General features: G+C 55.5%; 18 protein-coding genes. 12 read left to right on the forward strand and 6 right to left on the reverse strand.

Annotated features, from left to right (window positions below; all coding sequences use genetic code 11):
* Positions 1-26: 26 nt before the first annotated feature.
* The 6 genes from LAP85_06230 to LAP85_06255 all read right to left on the reverse strand — a co-directional run bounded on the left by LAP85_06230 (position 27) and on the right by LAP85_06255 (position 7548).
* The gene (locus LAP85_06230) at positions 27-899 is read right to left on the reverse strand and encodes a DUF3473 domain-containing protein (protein ID MBZ5495983.1); all 873 of its coding nucleotides are present in this window, start codon (positions 897-899) and stop codon (positions 27-29) included.
* Between the two features lie 20 nt (positions 900-919).
* The gene (gene wecB, locus LAP85_06235; protein ID MBZ5495984.1) at positions 920-2080 is read right to left on the reverse strand and encodes a UDP-N-acetylglucosamine 2-epimerase (non-hydrolyzing); all 1161 of its coding nucleotides are present in this window, start codon (positions 2078-2080) and stop codon (positions 920-922) included.
* A gap of 141 nt (positions 2081-2221) precedes the next feature.
* Entirely contained in the window at positions 2222-3613 is a 1392-nt protein-coding gene (locus LAP85_06240) for a TIGR03013 family PEP-CTERM/XrtA system glycosyltransferase (protein MBZ5495985.1), read from the reverse strand.
* Positions 3614-3616: 3 nt separating this feature from the next.
* Positions 3617-4513, reverse strand: a complete 897-nt coding sequence (locus LAP85_06245) for a CpsD/CapB family tyrosine-protein kinase (protein MBZ5495986.1) — start codon at positions 4511-4513, stop codon at positions 3617-3619.
* Positions 4514-4637: 124 nt separating this feature from the next.
* Complete coding sequence (locus LAP85_06250) at positions 4638-6200, reverse strand: hypothetical protein (protein MBZ5495987.1); 1563 nt, start codon at positions 6198-6200, stop codon at positions 4638-4640.
* A gap of 58 nt (positions 6201-6258) precedes the next feature.
* A complete protein-coding gene (locus tag LAP85_06255; GenBank protein ID MBZ5495988.1) occupies positions 6259-7548 on the reverse strand; it encodes a hypothetical protein in 1290 nt (429 codons plus the stop codon).
* 494 nt (positions 7549-8042) lie between these two features.
* Between LAP85_06255 and LAP85_06260 the strand changes: the two genes are divergently transcribed.
* The 12 genes from LAP85_06260 (at position 8043) to LAP85_06315 (ending at position 23274) form a co-directional block, all read left to right on the forward strand.
* Positions 8043-9092, forward strand: a complete 1050-nt coding sequence (locus LAP85_06260) for a FemAB family PEP-CTERM system-associated protein (GenBank protein ID MBZ5495989.1) — start codon at positions 8043-8045, stop codon at positions 9090-9092.
* A 243-nt stretch (positions 9093-9335) separates the two neighbouring features.
* Positions 9336-10493 (forward strand): hypothetical protein, encoded by a 1158-nt coding sequence (locus tag LAP85_06265; protein ID MBZ5495990.1) that lies wholly within the window; start codon positions 9336-9338, stop codon positions 10491-10493.
* Positions 10486-11511: an AAC(3) family N-acetyltransferase gene (locus LAP85_06270; protein ID MBZ5495991.1), complete on the forward strand. Its 1026-nt coding sequence runs from the start codon at positions 10486-10488 to the stop codon at positions 11509-11511. The genes LAP85_06265 and LAP85_06270 overlap by 8 nt, the downstream gene beginning before the upstream one ends.
* An 85-nt stretch (positions 11512-11596) precedes the next feature.
* The gene (locus LAP85_06275) at positions 11597-13087 is read left to right on the forward strand and encodes a lipopolysaccharide biosynthesis protein (GenBank protein MBZ5495992.1); all 1491 of its coding nucleotides are present in this window, start codon (positions 11597-11599) and stop codon (positions 13085-13087) included.
* 103 nt (positions 13088-13190) lie between these two features.
* Positions 13191-15074: an asparagine synthase (glutamine-hydrolyzing) gene (gene asnB / locus LAP85_06280; GenBank protein ID MBZ5495993.1), complete on the forward strand. Its 1884-nt coding sequence runs from the start codon at positions 13191-13193 to the stop codon at positions 15072-15074.
* 1 nt (position 15075) lies between these two features.
* Complete coding sequence (locus LAP85_06285; GenBank protein MBZ5495994.1) at positions 15076-16137, forward strand: polysaccharide deacetylase family protein; 1062 nt, start codon at positions 15076-15078, stop codon at positions 16135-16137.
* Between the two features lie 22 nt (positions 16138-16159).
* The gene (locus LAP85_06290) at positions 16160-17473 is read left to right on the forward strand and encodes a putative O-glycosylation ligase, exosortase A system-associated (protein ID MBZ5495995.1); all 1314 of its coding nucleotides are present in this window, start codon (positions 16160-16162) and stop codon (positions 17471-17473) included.
* A 35-nt stretch (positions 17474-17508) separates the two neighbouring features.
* Positions 17509-18546 carry a GNAT family N-acetyltransferase gene (locus tag LAP85_06295; protein ID MBZ5495996.1) on the forward strand — a complete coding sequence of 346 codons (1038 nt, stop codon included), beginning with the start codon at positions 17509-17511 and terminating at the stop codon, positions 18544-18546.
* Between the two features lie 60 nt (positions 18547-18606).
* A complete protein-coding gene (locus LAP85_06300; GenBank protein MBZ5495997.1) occupies positions 18607-18885 on the forward strand; it encodes an acyl carrier protein in 279 nt (92 codons plus the stop codon).
* 23 nt (positions 18886-18908) lie between these two features.
* Entirely contained in the window at positions 18909-20462 is a 1554-nt protein-coding gene (locus LAP85_06305) for an acyl-CoA ligase (AMP-forming), exosortase A system-associated (GenBank protein MBZ5495998.1), read from the forward strand.
* Positions 20463-20466: 4 nt separating this feature from the next.
* On the forward strand, positions 20467-21795 hold the full coding sequence (locus LAP85_06310; GenBank protein MBZ5495999.1) for a type III PLP-dependent enzyme: 1329 nt from the start codon (positions 20467-20469) through the stop codon (positions 21793-21795).
* Positions 21796-21831: 36 nt separating this feature from the next.
* Complete coding sequence (locus tag LAP85_06315) at positions 21832-23274, forward strand: glycosyltransferase (protein MBZ5496000.1); 1443 nt, start codon at positions 21832-21834, stop codon at positions 23272-23274.
* Position 23275: the final 1 nt, after the last annotated feature.

Genomic DNA, 23275 nt, shown 5'->3' on the forward strand with positions numbered 1-23275 from the left:
GTCAGCAGCCAGACTCCGGGCCGAAATCACACCGTGATCCCGGATTGATAAACCTCAAGCCCGGTAGAGGCTTGTGAGAGTGTGGTAAAGCGGAAGTCTGTGAGGAGGCGCTCGAGCTTGTGCTCCATCGTGGCAAGACCTGAATAGTGGCGCACCCGGGAACGTAGGGACGCTGAAATCCTGGGTTGCCCGGGGTCGATCTCCCAAGGGTGGAAATAGACCATTACAGGCTGGTTCTCTCTCTCATTGATGCGCCGCAGAGCCCATCGCGTTACCGCGTAGGGAACGAACCTCAGGTATCCGCCGCCCCCGACTCCAATATTGTTGTTACGGGCACGAATCGTCGATGGCGGAAACTCGAAGATGGAATTGCCCTGTGCTGTTTTTTGCCAGTGCGGAAAGCGCTCGGCATCGGGGATGCCGTAAAAATCGTGCCGGACCGGAAAGATGGAAGAGTCGAAGCAGAAGCCTTCCTCCGCTAAAACGTCGAGAGCCCATAGAGTGTCCCGGACAATGGAAAAGCTCGGCGCCCTGAAGCAGAAGACCGGCTGCTGCGCCTCGTCGGCCAGGCAGTTGCGCGCCTGGCGCAGATCCTCGCGGAACTGCGCGGGCGTCAGCCTCTGCAGATGCTGGTGCGAAAAACCGTGGCAGCCGACTTCGTGCCCGCGCGCTGCGATATCGCGCACCAGGTGCGGGAATCGCTTTGCGATCCATCCGAGCACGAAAAAGGTGGCCCCGGCACCGTGCCTCTCAAAGAGGTCCAGCACCCGACCCACGTTCCGCTCGATACGGGATTCGAAGGCGCCCCAGTTCTCATACGCCACTCGAGAGGCAAAGGCTTCGACCTGAAAGTAGTCTTCGACATCGACGCTGATGGCGTTCACGCTTGAAGTTGACATGGATTGAAGGCTCACGCTGATCACTTCCCGGGGGCAACGCCGGAACAGCGTTGTTTCTCGATACCGAGCAACACTTCCACAATCCTTGACGCAGTATGCCCGTCCCAAAAAGGCGGCAGTGAGGCGGTCGGTTTGGGAGTCGCAAGAACCTGCGCCACGGCCGGCTCGATGTCGCGGGGATCATTCCCGACCAGACGGTTGGTGCCGATGTAAATCGTCGAGGGCCGCTCCGTATTGTTTCGCAACGTGAGGCATGGCACCCCCAGAACGGTGGTCTCTTCCTGAATCCCGCCCGAATCTGTCAGCACTAGCCGCGCATTCCTCATCAGCTGCAGGAAATCGAGGTACCCGAGCGGCGGGGTGCGATAGAGCCCATGCCACTTCTCTTCACTGCCGATCTCAGCGCCCGAGTTCGCGAAAAATTTATCGAGCTTCCATTCAGCAAGGCGGGCTTCTGTGCGCGGGTGAATAGGAAAGACCACCGGAAGGTTTCTTGAGATCGCAGCGAGGGAAGACAGGATTCCCGGGAAAACTTCAAGTTTGTCTACGTTGCTGGGACGATGCAACGTCACCAGGCCGTAGCGTTCCGGCGCCAATCCGAGCCTGCTTAAGATCCCGGATCTGCCCGCCGCAGCCAGCTGTCGCTGTAAAGAGTCGATCATCACGTTGCCGACCAGGTGAATCCGGTCCTCCGCAATTCCTTCATTCAGCAGGTTTCGGCGGCCGCTCTCCTCGGTCACAAACAGCAAGTCGGCGACGTGATCGGTGAGCACGCGGTTCACTTCTTCCGGCATTTCGCGGTCGAAGCTGCGCAGGCCGGCCTCCACGTGGATCACGCCGCTCTGCAGCTTGGCTGCAGTCAAGGCGCAGGCGATGGTGGAGTTTACATCTCCAACTACCAGGACATAATCCGGTTTGAGATCCAGGAGCACGGGCTCGAAGCGCCTCATGATCTCGGCGGTCTGCTGGGCGTGGGATCCGGAACCGACGTTGAGAGAAATATCCGGACGCGGAATCTCGAGGTCCCTGAAGAAGGAGTCAGACATGGTGTCGTCGTAATGCTGGCCGGTGTGAACGAGGGTCGCAAAAAACGAATCCGGGTGTTTGCGAAGCTCGGCAATGATCGGCCCGATCTTGACGAAATTGGGTCTGGCTCCTGCGACGTTGACAATCTTGAGCATCTGTCTTTCTCTGCGGACTCTGCGCTCTCTGCGTTGGGATTTTGTCGCTTGCGGCTATGCCGCGTCGCGTTCTTCGTGGTTTCTGCCAGGCTCCGCTCGCCGGAGCTGCGGCGATCTCTGCAAAATATGCGGCGCTGGGACCTAGGACCCCCGGTTCACCAGGACTGTCTTGATGGTTTCGAAGATGATTACCGAATCCAACAGCCACGACATGTGCTTGATGTAGAACAGATCATACTGCAGTTTCTCCACGGAGTCGCGGACCGAGTTCCCATACTCATAGTTGATCTGCGCCCAGCCGGTGACACCGGGCTTGACCGCGTGACGCAGGTGATAGAACGGGATCATCTGGGCCAGTTCTTTCACAAAGTGGGGCCGCTCGGGGCGGGGTCCTACCAGGCTCATATCACCTCGGAGGACGTTATAGAGCTGCGGCAGTTCATCGAGTCGTGTCCGGCGCAGGATCCTGCCCAACCGGGTTACGCGGCTGTCGCCGGCGGTGGACCATACCGGACCTGTGTCCCGCTCAGCGTCCGCGTGCATGGAGCGGAATTTCCAGAGGGTAAAGATTTTCCCGTCCTGCCCCACGCGCTCCTGGCAATGAAAAACCGGCCCGTGCGAGTCCAGCTTGATGAGAAGCATGGCGAGCAGAATGACGGGTGAGAACAGAAGCAGCAATACCGCTGAAACGATAACGGACAGAATCCGTTTCTGAATCATCATGCTTCGGGACACTTCAAAGCCCGCATTGAAAATCATCCAGCTGGGCTTCAGGTTCTCAATCGCGATCTTGCCGGTAACGCGCTCATACATGCTGGTGGCGTCTTCAATGGCAATGCCTTGAGTCTTCAGGTTGAGCAACTCATCGATGGGAAGCCGTCCGCGCCGGTCCTGAAGCTCCACGACGATGCGATCGACTTTGGTTTCGGAGACGATTCTTGGCAGATCCCGGGACAAGCCGATTACTTGTGGATTTACGATCGAGGTGCCGACGATTGCCGGATCGTCGTCGACAAACCCGCAGATGCTGATGCCGAGTTCGGAACGGTTCAGGATTTCAGTCACCAGCTCGCGCGCCAGCCGTCCGGTTCCCAGAATGAGAATGTGCGAGTGCGGCCCGCGAATTCCAAGATAGAGGCGCAGGAGCGTGTGCCAGACCGTGAGGAAAATGGAGATCAGCACGAAACTGATGGCAAATACGCCACGACCGACCATCAGATCAGGGAAACTGTAATACAGGAACGACAGGGTCCCGGCTGCCAGAACCAGTGCCTGTGCCAGGCGCACGAAGAACTGGGCAAATGAGAGCGTCTTGCCAAAGTCGTAGACGTCACGGAGGTGGAGAAAGAGTTGGAAAACGATGGCGATGACCAGGGCCTTGGGTATGTACTGAGTGTAGCCACTGGGAGAGCGGATGCCCTCGTACAGCCGGATGTGGACGGCGTCCAGAACACAGCATACCAGCAGCACGTTCTCGATGATGACGGCGCCGAATCTGCGGAACGCCAGATAGCGCAAAAAAACGCGCCACATTGGCTACTGCCTCCTGCCCCGATCCTTGCGGTAATAGTGGTAGTAGTAGTAATGCGAGGACTTTACATGTCTCCCGCGATTCATAACGAGACCACAGATCCTGGCGCGACCGATCCGTTTGATCGCTTCCTGTACGAGCTTGGATGGAGTCTTGTCAGTGCGCACTACCAGGAGTGCTGCATCGCAAAGGGGCGCGATGAGTGTGGCATCGGCGAGGGCCAGGGCCGGCGGTGAGTCGATGACGACCCAGTCGAAGACAGCTGCCATGGTCTTGATTGCGCGCTCCAGATTAGGCGAGCTCAGAAGTTCAGCAGGATCGTCCGGAACCGGGCCGGCCGGCAGCAGGAAGAAATCCATTTTTGAGGAACCGAGCAGCACGTCATTCACCGTTTTCTCACCACGCAGTACCTGCGAGAGGCCGTCGATATTGTTGCCGCTTTTCATGCCGAGATCCTGCGCCGCTTTGGGCTTGCGCAGATCGGCGTCAATCAGGAGCACGCGCCTGCCGGGTTCTTGAGCAAAAACGCCCGCAAGGCAGCAGGCTGTGAATGTCTTCCCCTCTACCGGCACGCTGCTGGTAACCAGCAGGGTTTTCATACCGCGCTCTTTTTGCAGTATAGACAGCCTTGCCCGCAACAGACGGTACTGCTCACCGACCGCGGTCAGTGGGTCCAGAACGCTTCTTATGCGCTGGTCGGCGGCCGCCAGGTCAAATCTCGCATCGTTGCGGATATCTATCTTCGTCTGAGCAAGCTCAGACAGCACCGGCTCTGATTCAACGGCGATCGCCGCCTCCCCCTGGTCGGCAGGGTGAAGCGCGGCCGGTTCAGCAACGGATTCCGCGCGTTCCTTCCTTTTCTCGAGTTCTGCCCGCCTCAGCCAGCTGAATATTTCGCTCATGCACTTTCCTGTTCGTGACTACCGCACCATGCCCATACAGCCTTATCGAAACTTCACTACGAATAGACAAGCTTTTTCGGCCGTTGACAGGGACCGGAGGAACCTGTTCGGGGCCTCCAGGATGTCAAGCAGCGCCCAGACGCCGCCGGTTGCGTTTCTGAAGCACCAGTCCCCTTGAGCTCACTTCCGGGATGAACGCGAGAACGGGCAGGTTCAGGACAGAAGCGGCTTCCTCCTCGCTTCCCAATGTGGGATCCAGGAGCTCGCGCAGGAAGATCGCACCCAGTCCGAGAAGAATGCCGGCGCCAAATCCCATGAGAGCGATCTGCCTGCGATCGGGGAACGCCGGCGCCCCCGGCAGGCTGGGCTCGTCCACGGTCGTAAGAACCGCAGCGCTGGGGTCGCTTTGCAGGTTGGCAGCCATCTGCGCGCTGAACTTCTTGTTCTGCAAGTCGTTGTACTCCCGTCTCAATACTTCCCGATCGCGGGACAAGGCGGACATCTCGAGTTCCAGAGAGGGCGCCAGTTGGAATCGGCTCTGACAGACATTGATCTGCCGCTGGATCTCATCCTTTTGCTTTAGCCGCGTGGTGATTTCGTTGTCCGCTTTTGCAATCTCCACCTTGATCTCAGCGGCATCCAGATCGAATATCGGAACACCGGCGATGCCTGCCGCATTCACCGGTTCCGCCGGTTTTCCCGTTGCCCCCAGCGGCGTCAGACTGGTATTGGCGCCCGTCGCATCAGCGCTTGCGGCCGCCTGCTGCTCGAGCTCCGCGACCTGACGCGCGAGCAACTGAACGTCCGGGTGGTCTTTCGTGTACTTTGTCAACATCCCCTTGAGCAGTGCCTTCTTGGTCGCCAGTTCCTGATTGGGGCTTGGAGCATCTTTCTCCCTGGCGCTCGCAACTGGAGCGCTGTCGGCCGGGAGGAGGTTGCGCGACAGGGTGCTCAGCCGCTTCTGCTCCTGCAGCCGGATATCCAGCTGCTTGCGCTGCTCTCTGGCCTGATCGAGAGCGCTGTCATTCGCAGCCAGCTGCGTGGTCAGCCTGGCAAGAGCGTCCAGATTGGCCTGGCCCTGTTCCGGCAACGCTGAAAGGTGAGCGATCTTGAATTGCTCAATCTTCTTTTCCTGAGCCGCCAGCTGGGTTTCGACCACACGCAGTTGATCATCGATGAACCGGTCGGTTTCATGCGCCTTGTTCACGCGTGCAGAATCGTTCTTCTTAATCAGCACATCTCTCAGAGTCCTGGTCATGAAGAGCGCAAACTGAGGATCGGGAGAGGTAAAGGAAAGTGCAAAAATGTTGGAACTTCCGATGTCGACTTTTATGCCCCCCAGAAGGGTGCCCACGGCCTGCTCCATGACGAAGTCTTTTCGCGTCCCGAAGCCCAGGAGGTTCGATTCCTCTACGACGCCCTGGAGAAAGCTGCGGCTCTGAAATTGATCGCGAATCGCCATCATCCGCTCATAAGGAGTCATCCGTACCACAGATCGTACTAGGTCTTCAGCAACGCTCACATCCTGAACCTGAATCCTGGTCTCGGATCTGTAAAACTCCGGCAGACGCCATGCGTAGACCGTCACCCCACCCGACACGATAACGGCGGTTAAGATAAAATACCACTTCCGCCGCCAAAACATCCGCAGCCACTCTTCAATGCCGAGATTTCTGAAATCTTTCATAGGTCACTTCCCTGCGTCCTAAGCACGAGTACTGCGTGCAAATCTCATTTGTCTTGAACTAGCGGCGCCTGCCGGGGAACAGATACTGTAGCCCAACACTGCCGACGTAGCCAGCGCTGGTCTGCGGCACTGCCACCAAATTTTGTCCATGCTGATTCTGGTAAAAACAGCTTAGCGAGGCCACCAGGTTTGAGCTGAGGGCGAAACCCAGTCCCGCATGCGCAATATAGTAGCGCAGCGCTCCTGCATCAAGGAAAGCAGCACCGCGAACATACGAGGCCGACAGCTGCAGATTCATCCACTGCGTCAGCCTGCTGCCACACGCGAGAGTCGCGGTCTGGGATTGAAGAACTCTGGCCAGCCCGACTGCCGAGTTAAAACCGCGATCATATGTAACCACAAGAGTACTGGCTCGCGTATGCCACGATAACTGAGCGTTTGCGCTCCCTCCCCAGCGGTTCGTTCCGCTCGTGTTCGCGAGTTCTATTCCTCCCACAGCCGAAAGCTGCCAATTCCTTCCAAGCTTGAAATTCATCCCGCCGACCTGGAGACGATGAATTCTTGCATCCCTGAATCTGGCATCGACATTGTTCAGATAAGCTGAATAACCGCTAGACAAAGACAGCCACCTGGTGATATCGCGTTCGTATGTGGCACCAAGTTGAACTGCATGCACATTCACGTCGGTGACCGATCGGAATCGATAGAACTGGTAGTCGCTGATGATGCTGAAGTGGTTTTTCGGAGTCGCGAAGCTCAGCGTTCCGGCACATGCATTCCTCGTGAAGCGCTGCCTGCCGAGGAAGACCTCGGTGGAAAATCCTTGAGTCGGACCGCCGGGCCCCAGCACGGGCTGCAGAAATCCCCCAAAAGCGTATGGTGATGACGATATCTGGTCAGATATCTGGAGCGTGGTACGTCGACTGAGCTGCAGGCTGTATTGAACGTTGCCGTAATGGTTGCTCGAGTCGATGGTGCGTACGTTGTTGGCCTGGATCCTGTAGCCGAGGCCGTAGTTGAAATGGAACCGGGATCTTCGCCTTCCCAGATTCCCATAGACGCGCACGGAGAAAGCGGCTGCGGTGGAGGCGTTTTGCTGCGGGCCGCCGTTGAAGATCTTGCTTTCATAAAGACCATGAATGCCCAAGGAAAATCCAAACCGTTGACGTATGTTCTCCATGACATCGTCGACAAGGGATTTGGCGCCTTGCGGCGCGGATGGAGCCACCTTGGTTTGGTCTTTGACTTCCTGTGCATCCTGCGCGGGTTCCTGGGCTGCGGCAGTGCTCCCGAGCACCAGCATCGTGAGCAGCAGACAGATCGCCGCCAACAATTTCTTCCTTGGCATCGTTTGATCCTCTGTCGGTCCGATCAATTCGCCCTTGTGCGATTATCCCTAATCGCACGGGAAACGCCAAAGTTGCGAAATGCGCATCCGCCGAACCGACCTCAGCGTCTTTCCTTGGCAAGATAACCCAAGATCCTTGCTTATAATCGGAGGTGAGGGGCGAAAACATTATAAAAAGCACTCGCCGGAAGGTCAATAACCTAATGTCCTAACAATATCTCCTTGCCTGACGATGTGAACCATCGAGGTCGGAGCGTTCTCTGCGATGACTTGAGGCTCGCCGAGTAGTATAATCGTCGAGCGATCGGCAATCCTCCCCCTCGATTGCAGCTGGGGCATCATGCGGAACTCCAGTGTCGCTGTGGCCCCAAACAGGTGCTGTTTATCAAAAGCATCGCAGACCCAATAAGTTACAGTGACATCGCCTGTAACCGAAGGGGCGAAGCTATAGGATTTCGCCAAAAATCACAAGCCCAAATCTTCCCCAGGAAACGATGCTACCCTCTCTCAGCATCCCGGACCTTGCCGATCCCGGGATCGCAGGGCAATGGGATAGCTATGTACGATCGCATCCTCATGGATCTGTCTTCCATTTAACCGCCTGGCAAAGGTTGATTGAGCGCTCGTTCCGCCACAAGCCTCAGCATCTGGTGGCCCTGGATCGAGAAGGCAAAGTTCTGGGATTACTCCCTCTGTTCCTCGTGCGCAGCCGGATCTTCGGGCGGATGCTGGTCTCGACGCCGCAGGCGGCATATGGAGGCATACTGGCAGAGTCCGACACCGTTGCAAAGGCCATTCTCGAGCTGGCGCGCCGCATGGCTGCGGCCAATAAGGTCCGATTCCTGGAGTTGCGGAACTTCAAAAACGCGTTGGAAGTGCCCGGGCTCATGCCTAAGGACCTTTATGTGACATTTCGACAGGAATTGAGCCCGGAAGTCGAGTTGAACATGCGGGCGATTCCGCGCAAAACCCGCGCTGAAATTCGTGAAGGCATCCGCAACGGCCTCGAGTTCAAGGTAAATGAGATTGGAGTCAATCAGTTTTACGATGTCTACTCTCGTAGCCTTCGTAATCTCGGCACTCCCGTGTTTTCCAAGAGCCTATTTGCGAACGGTGTACGGGAATTCAGCTCCAACTGCAGGATCTTCTCGGTCCATTGGCACGGGAAGCTTGTTTCAGCAGTCTGGACGCTTTTTTACAAAGATGAAGTCTTGCCCTACTACGGCGGTTCGATGCGGGAGTATAACCGTCTTGCGGTCAACAATTTCATGTACTGGATGCTGATCAAGTATGGCTGCGAGAACGGTTACCGTATTTACGACTTCGGCAGGAGCAAAAAGGGGACAGGCTCCTTCGACTTTAAGAAACGGTGGGGCATGACTATGTCGGAGCTTCCTTATCAATACGCCCTTGTGCGTCAAAACTCGCCTCCTGACACATCGCCGCTCAATCCAAGATTCTCGATGGGAATTCGCATCTGGCGCCGCCTTCCTCTCTGGATGACTAACTCCATAGGACCACTGATTGCAAGACATCTCATCTGAACAAATGACCCTTCAATCATATCCAGCGCATTCCTTTCCCGCTGACAATAGTCCTTCTGCTATCGGACTTGATATCTGTCGCAGATGCGCGCAACCAAGCGTAGTCGTGTGGGGCGACCAGCGGAAACTCAGGAATTGGAATAAGCACTGACCTGCACCGCCTGGAATCAGGTTTTCCACGGGCGCCAGAGGTTTCTCAGTTTTGTGGCCCCTCCCCGTCGCAGACGGAGGCCAAGTCGATTCATGATTTCTGCCCTGCACAATATCCGGAATCTGATTCAGCTTGAGATCGACAGACTGCGGTACTCCAGAGCCTATTCCGGATTACATAACAATTTGGATGTTGAAATACACCTCAAGGAGGCTGCCGACTGGCTTCGCAGAGCACAGGATGCGGGAAACGACCGGGGCGTTTCGTACGGAGCGAGATTCGATGGTCAGTTTCTCCCAAGTTATCCCGAAACCACAGGATATATTATTCCAACCTTCCTCCGCCTCTCAGAGATTTATGGTGACTCTGATTTCAAGAGGCGTGCCATCGAGATGGCCGATTGGGAAATCAGCATCCAGATGCATTGTGGGGCGGTAATGGGTGGAATGGTGAACGCCAACTCGACTCCGGCAGTCTTTAATACCGGCCAAGTGCTTCTTGGGTGGGCAGAGATCTACCGGCATACGGCGGAACCGAGGTTTCTTGATGCCGGGAAACGAGCCGCGCAGTGGCTGGTAGAGGTTCAGAGTCCGGACGGCAGTTGGCAGAAGTTCAACTCGAAATATGCCGATCCAAACTCTACAGTCTACAATGTCAAGGCCGCCTGGGGCCTGTGTCTCTTTGGTATCGTCGCAGGAGAGCACACCTTTGTCGACGCGGCGGTACGTAATGCGGAGTACGCGTTATCGAAGCAAGCCAAAAACGGATGGTTTAACGACTGCTGCCTGACCAATTCGCAGCAGCCACTGCTGCATACTATTGCATACGCAATGCAAGGCCTGGCAGGGATCGGCTTCCTGACGGGTCGTGACGATCTAGTTGGTGCCTCGAGGCTGACAGCAGAGGGGCTCGCTGACATGATGATGGAAGACGGTTTTCTACCAGGCAGGATCCATCCCGATTTTACAGGTGCGGTGGAGTGGTGCTGCTTGACTGGAAGTGCTCAGACGTCAATCGTAATGTCGCACCTGTTCAAAGTGGATGGAAATGTGCGTTGGCGAAACGTAATTCGGAAGCTGAACCGTTATCTGATGGCCAGGCATGATATCTCCTCCCCAAATCCCGCGATTCGCGGCGGCATTGCCGGTTCGTGGCCGGTTTGCGGAGATTACGGCCGCTTCATGGTTCTAAACTGGGCCACAAAATTTTTTGTTGACGCCCTCATCGCAGAGACAGAGCTCGGTGTCTAATTCTTCGGTTCCGGCCGGTCTCAAGCGGCGCCTTTTTCCGAAAGGTATTCGTCGGAAGCTGAGCAACTACAGGAGCCGACTGCTGAAACGAACGAACGAAAAAACGTTTACCGAACTCATTGCTGGATTGCAAATTGAGTCGGGATCTGTTGTCTGTGTTCACAGTATGCTGAGTGCATTCGGCTATCTGCCGGGTGGCCCACAATCGGTCATTCGAGCGATCCAGCGGGCGGTTCCTCGCTGCACAATCATGATGCCGACATTCCCCTTCAGCGGTACTGCGCTCGCATATATCCAATCGGGGATCATGTATGATCCCACGACGACAGGCTCCCAAAGCGGCCTGTTGACCGACACATTCTGGAAACTTCCGGGTGTCAGGCGAAGTCTGCATCCCACTCATCCTTGTGCGGCCCTCGGTCCGTTGGCGGATGAGCTGATCGATCGTTCCGAACATTGTTCTACTCCGTTTGGTGATGACTCGACCTACGGTAGATTCTCGAAAATGTCTAATGCCGTTATCTTGTGTTTACATACAAACGGCACAAGCATGGTTCACAGGTTCCAGGAAATCGTGGGTATGCCGAACCTCTTTATGCCCGGCTCTTATCTCGCAAAGGGGTACAATGACAAGCGCGAAACAGTGAGCTACTCCGTACGCATTCATACCCCCAATCTTCCGTTGTATGCAGCACTTCCTGGGGAGAGTTCTGAGGATTACGAGTACGTGTGGCTGCCCGATTTCTCTTTTCTCTTTCCCAGTCAGCGCAAACTTAACCTTCTGGCCACGTTAAAGAGCCCGAGGGCAAAGGAGATCCTGTTGCGAAGACAGCAGGAGTTTGTAGATAAGGGGCAGATTAGAAGTGCAACCTTTCGAGCAGCCGAAATCGCAGCCGTTGTCGTTGCTCCCTGGCAAGAACGCCTATGTGCCGATCTGACGGAGAGTATCAGGGCATATCCTGGCGCTTATCAATATGATACTCTTTCAAAGGCTCATGCCGATGGGCGCCTCTATTGAACAAATCTAGCAGGCGGCGGTCCTGTAAACTCCGCTTCGTGCAATCTACACCTCATTTTATAGCGACATCACAGTGACTCTTGGCATGGACACTACGAAGGCTTCCTCGCTTGAAGTGAGCCAACCACTATCCGAAGCAAGACTCGATGGGATGCTGGTCAGCAGCCTTGCCTGGGCCGGTTCGATAAGGTGGCTATCGCAGGCGGTAAGCTGGGTTGCTACCTTAATCCTGGCGCATCTCCTGTCCCTCGAGGATTACGGCCTCGTCGGCATGGCGACCGTATACTTCGGCCTGATAGCGATGATGAATGAATTCGGCCTCGGCACCGCCGTCGTCACACTTCAACAGCTGAAGAATGAGGAAATAGCGCAAATCAACAGTGTTGCTGTCCTCCTGGGAATCGGCGGCTTTGCCATTTCGTGCCTGTTGGCGATCCCGCTGGCTTCGTTCTACCAGGCTCCTCAGCTTCGTCTGGTTGTAGTTATTATGAGTGTGACCCTAGTCGTTTCTGCTTTTAAAACCGTCCCTTACGCCGTTCTTCAAAAAGATCTCCAATTCAAGAAGGTGTCGCTCCTTGAAGGCGCGCAGGGAATGTTTCAGCCCTTTGTCACAATTTGTTTTGCAGCCTGGGGCTTCGGCTACTGGGCGCTTGTGCTTGGCGGCCTTCTGGGAGCGGCCTTTTCCTCGGTTTCGCTGGTTTGGGCACGCCCTTTCCGGTTCGCATGGCCTCGCATGGGCAAACTGAAGGAAACCCTGACGTTCAGTTGGCAGGTCCTTGTGGCCCGCCTTTCATGGTATGTTTACTCCAACGCCGATTTCGTGGTAGCAGGAAAGGTTCTTGGCCAGGCAGCTCTTGGCGCTTATACATTCGCCTGGACTCTGGCCAACGTCCCGGTCGATAAAATCAGCAGTGTCGTCATCCGAACTACTCCCGCTTTTTTTGCTGCATGCCAGGATGATATGGCAGGTTTAAGACGCTATTTGCTAAAAACCACCGAAGGTCTTGCCTTAATCACTGCTCCCATTGCATTGGGGATTGCCCTTGTAGCCAATGACTTTGTACCTGTCGTCCTTGGTGAGAAATGGAATCCCATGATTCTCCCGCTGCAAATCCTCTCACTTCACGTTTCACTCCGAGCTATCGCACCCTTGATCGCTGTGATACTCACCGTCACACACAAGTCGCGCTTCCTTATGTATACCAGTCTGGCAGGAGCTGCGGTGCTTCCACTCTTTTTCTACCTGGGAAGTCATTGGGGCACAGCGGGAATTGCAGCGGCCTGGTTAATAGGCCTTCCTCTCGTTTCTTTTCCAAACTACTGGGTGGCTTTCAAGACCATTAAACTTTCATGGTATCAATACTTGAAATCACTGTCGCCGACCCTAACCGGGTCCGCAGCCATGATCGCTATTGTGCTGGTGGTTCAGACGGCTCTCCGACACAATTCTCCCGCAGCGGCCCGTCTAACGTTGTCGGTTCTGTCCGGAGGACTGACCTATGCCGGCATGCTATGGGTCTGCCACCGTGGGCGCGTATTGTCCTTTCTCGAGCTTGCACGGTCTCTCAGGAGCTGACCACCATCTTGGGCTATGATAAGGAGTGCCGACCTGTTTCTTTTTTGCCAGCTGCATTGTTCCAACTTTTCCGGTCTCTTGATGGCAGAGGAAATGTAACGATATGAACCGCATTTGCGGTCTGGTTTCAAGCGACCTTCAAGCCTCACAAATGCACGCGTTGCTGGGTGAGATGCTCAGGAGCCTTCCTCTGCATCCAGGCAGCGGAACAAGTTTGGAGGTACAGCGCGCCGAGGCGGCCCTCGGCGCGCACCAGCAATTTGAGGCGGGAGCCACACCTCCAGCTGCAGGCAGTTGCCTCCTTGACCGAGAGGGTCTGACAATTGTATGCAGCGCTGAGATATATAGTATTAACGGGACAAGGTACCAGGAACAGCGCCCAGAAGCTGAAGTACTGGCGGAACTCTATCGCAGACATCGTAAGGACTGCGTGAGGCGCCTGCGCGGTGTGTTCGCCATCGCTATTTGGGATTGGGACAAAAAAGTTTTGTTGCTTGCAACAGATCCGTTTGCTGTACGGACGCTCCATTACTATGCGGATCGCGAAATCCTGGTTTTCGGCTCGCGCATCAACGCGATTCTCAAGGCGCCTATCGTTCCCCGAGACATCCACCCCGATGCGATCTATCAATATATTTACCATAGCTGCATTCCCACACCGAACACCGTTTATCGGGATATCAAGAAGCTGCCGCCCGGCCACCTTCTGTTATTTTCCAGGGAAGGTTCCTACCTCGAACGCTACTGGCGCATGAGTTATGAGGAGGAACGCGGAAGGGATCTCGAGTATTACGCTTCTGGAGTTCGAGATCACGTTTTACGGGCTGTTCGATCACAGGCGAAGTACGGAAACAATACCACGGGGGTTGGGTCCTTTCTGAGTGGAGGAACAGACAGCAGCACGGTCAGCGGAATGCTGGGGCAGGTACTGCAGAAACCCGCGCCTACTTTTTCAATCGGATTCAAGGAGCACGGTTTCAACGAGATAGAGTATGCCCGCATTGCAGCGCGTCACTTTGGCACAGACTACCACGACTATTTCGTCAGTCCCGAGGACACGGCCAAAATAATCCCAGAACTCGTATCAGCCTATGATGAGCCTTTCGGAAACGCCTCTGCGGTACCTGCATACTACTGCGCCAAACTCGCGCACGACGCCGGCATTGAAACTTTGCTGGCCGGCGACGGTGGGGATGAATTGTTCGGTGGTAATACCCGATATGCCACGGACAAGGTCTTCGAGGTATATCAAACCTTGCCCCACTGGCTGCGCACGCGCTGCCTTGAGCCAATTGTTCTCGGCATACCAGTGCCGGAACGTGGTGTTCTTGGAAAGGCAAGGAAATACATGCGCCGCTCCAACCTCCCTCAGCCCATGCGCTTTTTCTCCTATAACCTCCTCTATACTGTGGATCCCCACGAGATTTTTGCGGACGACTTCCTCTCAACGCTCACGGGGGATCCCGGACTTGAAGTGGCAGCCAGACATTACGAGGATGTACCTGCCACATCGATGCTCAACCGCCTGCTTCATGTCGATCTCAAGATTACAATTACCGACAATGATCTCCGGAAGGTTACCCGGATGTGCGAATTGGCCAATGTGAAGGTCCGATTTCCAATGCTTGATCTTGAGTTAGTCGAATTCAGCGGAAGGATTCCCGCAGATCTGAAAGTAAGAGGATTCGAAAAGCGCTTTATTTTCAAAGAAGCCTTCAAAAACTTCCTTCCGCAGGAGATACTCAGAAAGAAGAAACATGGATTCGGACTCCCCGTGAGCGCCTGGCTCCGTGAAGATCCGCACCTGAACCAATTGAGCCAAGATACTCTACTCAGCAAATCGTCCCTGCAGCGGGGATACTTCAGACCCGCCTTTCTGCGTAAACTCTTTGCGCTCCACGGAACCGACCATACCAATTTCTTCGGCGACAACATCTGGGTTTTTCTAATGCTCGAACTGTGGCATCAGGCACAGCATCCAGATTGAAATGAGGACAAAGAGTGTTCTCTCTGCAGTGGCTGAGTTTTCGTATCAGACGGGATTGGCGAACGTCTTTCGCTGGGTCGGCAATTTCTTGCAACTGAGGCGCGATAGTGCAGCAAGAGTTACCTTCCCATACGTCGAAAAGAGACAAGCTCGAAACTTCCAGATTTTCACCTACCACCGCTTGTCAGCGCACCCTGACCCTTTCTTTCCGGGTCTTCCGATCACTGTCTTCGAGCAGCAGATACGCTATCTAACGCGCTATCACCGCGTGGTTGAATTGGGGCAACTCCTTCGAGATATCGAGAGAGGAGAGCCGATCCCTAGAAATGCAGTGGCCCTGACCTTCGACGATGGCTATCGTGACAACTACGAGCTAGCCTTCCCCATCCTTCAAGAGTACGGCGCCCCAGCCACGATTTTCCTCACGACCGGCTTTTTGGATCGCCACGACGTTCTGTGGAATGACAAAATCTGCTTCGCGTTCAAGCATACATCGAAATCCGGCATTGCATTCGATACCGGTGGCCGCACCTATTACCCGCTGAAGACTGTTGAGGACCGGCTTCGAGCAGCTCAGGAGATATTGTGGTTTATGCGCCACATACCTCATTATGAAAAGGTCGAACGGATCGATCAGCTCCTTTCAAATCTCGGCATCAGCGATTTCCGATACCTTTGGGACACGATGTTGAGCTGGGAGCACGTCCTGAGCATGCACCGCCAGGGGATCGCATTTGGCGCCCATACTGTATCGCATCCAATTCTTTCCCGCCTTGCGCTCGCACAGGCTCAGGAAGAGATCATGGGCTCCAAGACAACCATTGAACTCCAGTTGGGTTGCCCCGTCGAACTGTTTGCCTATCCGGCGGGAGCCTCTCAGGACTATACGGAGGACCTCAAGAGGCTTCTCGTTGACGCAGGATTCAAGGCCGCGGTCACAACAAACTTCGGCACTAACACAGCACGGACAGATCGTTTCGAACTGCGCCGCAACTGGATGCTCGACGATCCCCACCTGTCTGGGTTCGCGGCCAGGATCCTCTGGTACAAGTTCTCATCATGAAATCGTCTTCTCACTCTGAATCATGCGCGACTATCTCGTAATTGCCTTCGTTCTTGCCTGCCTGCCTGTAGGTCTGTACAGCCCCTACTTCGGCCTCCTTTTCTATTCGTGGATCAGCTATTTTTATCCGCAATGGCTCGCATGGTCATTTGCCCGGACATTTCCGATCGCGTATGCGGCAGGCTTGAGTCTGCTGGCAGGCTTCATTCTCAACCGCCTGCCAGGGGAGTTAAGCCTGTTGCGCAGGCGGGAAAATGCCGTGCAGATTGCACTTCTTGCCATGTTCACTCTTTCCAGCTATTTTTCTCTGTACCCGGCAATGGCATGGGACAAGTGGGAGGGTATGGTCAAGGTCATCCTCATCGCAATGCTGACCTCTGTACTGATCACCGATCGTGCGAGGCTTCGGACCTTTCTGTTGGTCGTCGCCTTGTCCCTTGGATTCTATGGATTCAAGGGCGGGCTTTTCGGGCTCAGCAATTCGGGTCAGAACATTGTCTGGGGGCCGGGAAGTTCTATCATAGGAGCAAACAACGCTATCGGCCTCGCACTCAACATGTGCCTCCCGATGCTCTGGTATCTCTCGAAAGGCGAAAAACGGAAGTGGCTGAAGCTGGGCCTGCGCCTTACCTTTTTGCTTTCCATACCTGCCATCATGTTCACGTATTCCCGCGGGAGCACGCTGGCCCTTGGTATAATTCTCCTGCTTCTGATCCTGAAAAGCAGGAAGAGGTTCCTCGTATTGCCTCTGGCGGTTGCCCTGGGCATCGCCGCATTCCCGTATCTTCCCCAGAGATGGTTGACTCGCCAGCAATCCACGGTCAATTACGAAGACGATGAGTCGGCCGTCGCCCGTTTGATGGAATGGAAATTCTGCTGGCGCGTTGCGACCGACAGACCTCTAACCGGAGGGGGATTCAGTCTATACACCAACGCAACATACCGGAAATATTACCCCGAATTTCTGGAAGTATATGGGAAGCGCTTTTCCTCTCATAGCATCTACTTCGGCATTCTGGCGGAGCACGGGTTCATCGCGTTGGCGCTTTTTCTTATGATGATGGCTTTCTCCTTCCACAGTTTGTTAGTGATTTCGCGCCGAGTCAGGGGTCAACCACAATTGCAATGGTTGAAAAATTACAGCGACATGATCCAGCTCAGCCTGATCGCCTTTCTGATCAACGGGGCTTTTGTGGATATGCAATATTTTGACCTGGTTTATCAACTGCCGGCGGTGGTCGCGAGCATGCGCTTTCTTACGCGGAAAGCCCTGGAAGGGGAAGCTGTGGAATCGGCCGGCTTTGTTCCCGAGGTACGACCGGCCCTTGTGTCCTGAGTGTGCGGCCGCGGAGCCGGAAGGGGGAGCCCCTAGTGAGCCTCGAGATCCGCGCTGCGGACTATGATGCAGACCGTCTCGCAATTATCGACCTAGTTGTCAGGAACCTGGCCCCAAGCTACGATGAAGCAACGTTCGAGTGGCTTTACCTGAGCCATCCCGCCGGAGTAGCGCGTGCATGGCTGGCATTCGATACCGTCGCGAGACAATGCATCGGCTTGGCCGCAGCATTTCCCCGTCAGCTCCATGTGTCTGGACGGCTTCATCGCTGCTGGGTCCTGGGAGACTTCTGTATTGACGCCGGATACCGGAGCCTGGGGCCCGCAATGATGCTCCAGCGCAGGTGTCTCGAAGAAGCGCGGCAGTGCGTGGCTCTTTCGTATGACTTCCCCAGCCAGGAAATGCTTGCTGTATACAAGAGAATGAATGTCCAGGAGTCCGGCCGCTTCTGTCGCTTCGCAAAACTCCTCAGTGTGGAGGGCATAGTCGCTCGCGTGTTGCCCGCACCGGCTATTGGTCGCAGCTTAAGCGCCTTGGGCAATGCATTGCTGTCGTTGGGTGCCACTCTCAGCAGGCCTGGTCGAGGATGCGAGGTCGTGGCGTTTGAGAGCCGCTTTGGGGAGGAATTCACCATCTTGGATCACGAGATGCACGACCGGTTCAAAATCTGCGGCTCGCGCTCCGCGGCGGAACTAAACTGGCGCTACCGGGAACATCCACGAAAACACTACGAAGTCCTGGTTGCCTCAAGAGGGGCACGCGTTCTCTCCTATCTTGTATTCAGATGTGAAGGAAATCATGCGGTGCTCGAGGACATCTTTGGTGATCCTGATGAAGGTAGTCTCCGGTTGCTTCTGACCAGGCTCTCCGATGGCTTGCGACGCCGTGGCATCCAGAGCATTCATGCTTATGCCCTCGAGACAGGCACGCTCTCTTCAATCCTCGGCAAAGTCGGTTTCCGACGGCGCGAAAGCGTACCGGTGGTCATCATTGCCGGAAGCAGGAGTGGGATTTGCAGCAGCGCCCCCGATGCCCGGAACTGGTTCCTGACCCCCGGCGACCGGGATAGTTGAGTTCCTGTTTCACAGAATCGTTCTCTGTCACGCCCATGGCATCATGATCACGGGAAGGTTATGACCACAGACGATTACAGAAATGCGATCCGTTCGTTCATCCTGTCGCACTTTCCTTTGGCCCGCCAGAGATCCATACTCGATGATGATCCACTTCTCGACAGCGGTATCGTGGATTCCCTGGGGGTCCTGGAGCTAGTCGGATATCTGGAAAGCAAGTTCGGCCTTACCATTACTGACGAAGAACTCCTGCCCGGCAACTTCCAATCGATATCGTCACTGGCAAGGTTCGTCGTTCAAAAGAAGGACGGTGCTGCCACCTTGAACCTGAAGGAGTAGATGTGGATTTCCTACTGAGCCACATGTTGAAAACAAGTGCCCGGCGGTTTCCCGAAAAGGAGGCGCTGGTACACGGCGATCAGCGACTCACATATCTCGAGGCTTCGAAGAAAGTCGCGAGGCTGGCGCACGGTCTCCGCGAGATCGGAACCCGCAGGGGGGATCGGGTCGGCGTGTATCTGGAGGCGTCGGTGCCGCAAGCGCTTGCCATCTTGGGCATATGGGAGGCGGGCGGAGTCTTGGTGCCCGTCAACTCAGTCCTCTTTCCCGATCAGTTGGCTCACATCGCCAACGATTGCCGGATGAAGGGATTGATAACAACCGGCGCCAAACTCTCGGGCATCTCACGCGTGCTGGCAAGCATTCCGTCGCTTGAGTTCGCTGTCCTCGTTGATTCGTCCGGCGAATCCGGTCAGCTGCTGCCCGTTCATTCCTTCGACCGGCTGTGTTCGGCCCAGCCCCCGGAGCACGGAACTGAGGCGAGTATCGAGAAGGACCTGGCCGCCATTCTCTATACCTCGGGCTCGACCGGCAAACCCAAAGGGGTAATGCTGACGCACGCCCAGATCATGGCAGGGGCGTCCATCGTTTCTACGTATCTGGAGATCAGTGATTCAGACCGAATTCTTGCAGTCCTACCTTTCAGCTTCGACGCGGGCCTGAATCAGCTCACCACCGCGATTCAACAAGGCGCGACCCTGGTACTGATGAACTTTTTATTTGCCAAAGAGATAGTGCAGGTGCTCCTCAAGGAGCGCGTCACCGGGCTGGCAGGTGTTCCGACGCTCTGGAGCCTGATCGCCCAACCCAGCTCCGCTCTGCATAAGCATCAGTTCCCCTGTCTGCGCTATATTACGAATACCGGTGGCGCCATGCCGCAGAATGTGCTGGCGGTGCTCCGCAAGGCACTTCCTACAACGAGAATCTTCCTGATGTACGGTTTGACTGAAGCCTTCCGCTCGACCTATCTGCCGCCTGAGGAACTTGATCGGCGCCCGACGTCGATTGGCAAGGCAATACCGAATACCGAGATTCTTGTAGTGAACGAACAGGGCCAGCCGTGCAAACCTGGCGAGGTCGGCGAGCTGGTGCATCGGGGACCGACCGTATCCCTTGGTTATTGGGGTCATCCGGAGCTTACGGATCGAGTGCTGAGGACACATCCACTTCTGCCACCCGAGCTGCGCGAAGGTGAAAAAGTCTGTTATTCGGGAGACCTGGTAAAACAGGACGAGGACGGGTTCATTTACTTCGTAGGTCGGCGCGACACCATGATCAAGTCCTCCGGCTTTCGCATCAGCCCTACCGAGGTGGAGGAAGTCTTATTCCAGAGCGGTCTGGTGCGCGGAGCGGCGGTGATCGGCTTGCCGGATGAAGTCCTGGGCCAGCACATCAAGGCCTTCGTGGTTGCGAAAGAAGGATCGATGGTGGATGTGGATGCACTGCTCACTTTCTGCGCCGAGCGCATGCCCCGCCACATGATTCCTAAGGTAGTGGAATGCCTGGAGGAGCTGCCGAAGACAACCAGCGGCAAGGTCGATTATCCGGCCTTGCGAAAGCGGGAAGGGCTTCTTTAAACGCGTGAACCCTCCAGGCCTTGCGCATTTTCTTGTCCATAAATACTATGGCGGATCGAATGCTGAGCTACGCATCGGCGGAATACCCGTGCGGACGATTGCCGAAAGATACGGCACTCCCTTTTTCCTCTATGATAGGGGCATAATCGAGACCAAGTTCGAAAATTTGAGGAGATGCCTGCCCGAAGGCTTTGAGATTTATTACTCAGTCAAGGCAAATCCCAACCAGGCCGTCCTCAGCTTCTTTTTGGAGCGTGGGTGTGGGCTGGAAATTGCGTCAGCGGGAGAGTTTCATCAGGCCATAATTGCCGGCGCATCACCGAGGCGCATTTTGTACGCGGGACCAAGCAAAACCGAGGATGAACTCGAATATGTTTTGGAAGCAGGCATCGGAGAGATTCATGTTGAATCCCTGCGTGAGTTTGAACGCATCAGCAGTATATGCGTGCGGCGCGGACTGCGTGCGCGTCTGGCTCTACGCATAAACCCAGGCGCCGAAGCCCAGGGAGGAGCCATGCGCATGGGCGGCAAGCCCGCTCCCTTCGGGGTTGACGAAGAGAGTGCCGACCTGCTGGTAGATCGAATCTTCTCCGATCCGGCGGTTGATTTTCGCGGAATTCATCTATTTGCAGGAACGCAGATCCTGGATCACGAAGTCGTTCTCAACCAATATAAAAAAGCGCTGGATATCGCCGTGCGGATTGGTCGGCGTCTGATGCGCCCTCTGTCGACCATCGACTTTGGCGGCGGGTTGGGGATACCTTACTTTTCCCACGAAACGGAACTTGATCTCGATGCGCTCAGGACAGGTCTCCGGGAGTTGGTGCACGACGCACGCGGCAATCCCTGGCTGCAACAGACGAGATTTGTAGTCGAGCCGGGCCGTTTCCTTGTCGGCGATGCCGGGCTCTATGTCACGAAGGTCAACGACATCAAGGTCTCACGCGGCAAGACCTTCCTGATCGTGGATGGGGGGATGAATCATCATTTGGCCGCCTCGGGTAACCTGGGGCAGACAATCAAGCGCAACTATCCGGTCGCATTGATCAACCGGCTGACGTCACTCCCCGAAACACGGGTGGACGTGGTCGGTCCTCTCTGCACCCCGCTCGATGTCATCGCTCGCGATCTCGAACTGCCTCGCGCGGAGATCGGGGATCTGATCGGAGTTTTTCAGTCCGGTGCCTATGCTCGAACAGCCAGCCCGTTGGGATTTTTGAGTCATCCCGCCCCGCCAGAGATCTGGATCGAGAACGGCAAGGATCGGCTGGTGCGCCGCCGCGGCACTCATGCTGATCTCCTCACTGATTGCATACCTGCGCCTCCGTCGTAATCACCCCCGGGTCCCTGTAAATTCAAATCCACTACCATGCATCCGCGAGGGAGTTATCCGGACGACGACTTCCTTCATGAAAACCTGACATTTCAGCCGATCCGTCAGAATTTCGACGAACAGGACATGGCCGGGATGGCCCAGGCAGTGCAAGAGGTTTTCAGAGATTCCAATTTGTGCCACCGAGCGGCGCTGCGAACGATGGGCAAGTTGCTCATGATTGCCTATCACTTTCCGCCGCAGATCGGCACCAGTGGATTGCTGCGCTCGCTCAAGTTTGCCCGTTATCTTCCGGACGAAGGCTGGCAGCCGGTGGTGCTGACCGTCAAGAACTGGGTCTACGACCGCACGGACTCCAGCTCCAATGTCCCGGAGAATATTGCCGTTCTCCGGCCTTTCGCCTTGGACACGCGAAAGCACCTTTCGATCGGCGGCCGTTATATTCGGTGGATGGCTCTGCCGGACAGGTGGGTAACGTGGCTGCTCGGAGCGATGCCTGCCGGCCTTACGGCGATCTATCGGCATCACATCGATGTCATCTTCTCCACCTTCCCGATTGCAACCGCGATTCTAATCGGGCTTCTGCTCCATCGAATTACCGGCAAACCCTGGGTAGTTGACCTCAGAGATTCGATGACGGAGGATGAGTACCCCAAAGACCCGCTCACGAGGAAAACGTATCGCTGGATTGAGACTCACGCCGTACGTCATGCTGATCGCATCCTCTTTACAGCTCCCTCCGCCCTGGATATGTATCGCAACCGATATCCCTTTCTCAATTCGGCGAAGTGTCTCGTCATTCCCAACGGATATGATGAGGAGGACTTCGAGACTCTTGTTTCGCCTCGAAACATGCGCATTGGCAACACTCCGATCCGAATGGTACATTCCGGGCTGATTTATCCGGAAGAGCGGGATCCGCGATCATTCTTCAGGGCTTTGGCTGCACTCAAGAAAGACTCGAAGATAGGTCCAGAAAGTCTGGTTGTCGATCTCCGGGCAACTGGTAACGAAGGCTACTTCGAGCGCATGATAAAAGATCTGCAGATCGACGACATCGTACGACTTCTTCCGGCCTTACCTTACCGTGAAGCGCTCCAGGATGCGGCTGATTCGCAGGCTCTCTTATTATTGCAGGCCGCCTCCTGCAACCATCAAATACCGGGCAAGACATACGAATATCTCCGACTGGGCCTCCCAATTCTGGCGCTGACGCCGCAAGAGGGCGATACCGCTGCGGTCTTGAGGGAGGTCGGAGGCGCAGTCATTGCGGACCTGGCGGATGAGAAAGCCATTTATGAAGCGTTGCCTGCCTTTCTTTCTGAGGTGAGAGACGGCACCCACTCCTTACCTGATCAAGAAAAAGCGCAGTGCTATGAGAGGAAAAATCAAACCCGTCTGCTGGCGTGCTGCCTCGATCAGCTAGTGAGAGAGAAGGCCTCAGCGGGCAGCCGCATGCCTCCTGCAAGCCGATCATAGC

This window comes from Terriglobia bacterium (assembly GCA_020072565.1).
In the GTDB taxonomy this organism is placed as follows: Bacteria; Acidobacteriota; UBA6911; order UBA6911; family UBA6911; genus JAFNAG01.

Coding starts and splice junctions, on each gene's coding strand:
- LAP85_06230 (MBZ5495983.1), bottom strand. CDS start 899: ATGTCAACTTCAAGCGTGAACGCCATCAGCGTCGATGTCGAAGACTAC.
- LAP85_06250 (MBZ5495987.1), bottom strand. CDS start 6,200: ATGAAAGATTTCAGAAATCTCGGCATTGAAGAGTGGCTGCGGATGTTT.
- LAP85_06300 (MBZ5495997.1), top strand. CDS start 18,607: ATGACCACAGACGATTACAGAAATGCGATCCGTTCGTTCATCCTGTCG.
- LAP85_06265 (MBZ5495990.1), top strand. CDS start 9,336: ATGATTTCTGCCCTGCACAATATCCGGAATCTGATTCAGCTTGAGATC.
- LAP85_06275 (MBZ5495992.1), top strand. CDS start 11,597: ATGGACACTACGAAGGCTTCCTCGCTTGAAGTGAGCCAACCACTATCC.
- wecB (MBZ5495984.1), bottom strand. CDS start 2,080: ATGCTCAAGATTGTCAACGTCGCAGGAGCCAGACCCAATTTCGTCAAG.
- LAP85_06305 (MBZ5495998.1), top strand. CDS start 18,909: ATGTTGAAAACAAGTGCCCGGCGGTTTCCCGAAAAGGAGGCGCTGGTA.
- LAP85_06260 (MBZ5495989.1), top strand. CDS start 8,043: ATGCTACCCTCTCTCAGCATCCCGGACCTTGCCGATCCCGGGATCGCA.
- LAP85_06255 (MBZ5495988.1), bottom strand. CDS start 7,548: ATGCCAAGGAAGAAATTGTTGGCGGCGATCTGTCTGCTGCTCACGATG.
- LAP85_06245 (MBZ5495986.1), bottom strand. CDS start 4,513: ATGAGCGAAATATTCAGCTGGCTGAGGCGGGCAGAACTCGAGAAAAGG.
- LAP85_06240 (MBZ5495985.1), bottom strand. CDS start 3,613: ATGTGGCGCGTTTTTTTGCGCTATCTGGCGTTCCGCAGATTCGGCGCC.
- asnB (MBZ5495993.1), top strand. CDS start 13,191: ATGAACCGCATTTGCGGTCTGGTTTCAAGCGACCTTCAAGCCTCACAA.
- LAP85_06285 (MBZ5495994.1), top strand. CDS start 15,076: ATGAGGACAAAGAGTGTTCTCTCTGCAGTGGCTGAGTTTTCGTATCAG.
- LAP85_06290 (MBZ5495995.1), top strand. CDS start 16,160: ATGCGCGACTATCTCGTAATTGCCTTCGTTCTTGCCTGCCTGCCTGTA.
- LAP85_06315 (MBZ5496000.1), top strand. CDS start 21,832: ATGCATCCGCGAGGGAGTTATCCGGACGACGACTTCCTTCATGAAAAC.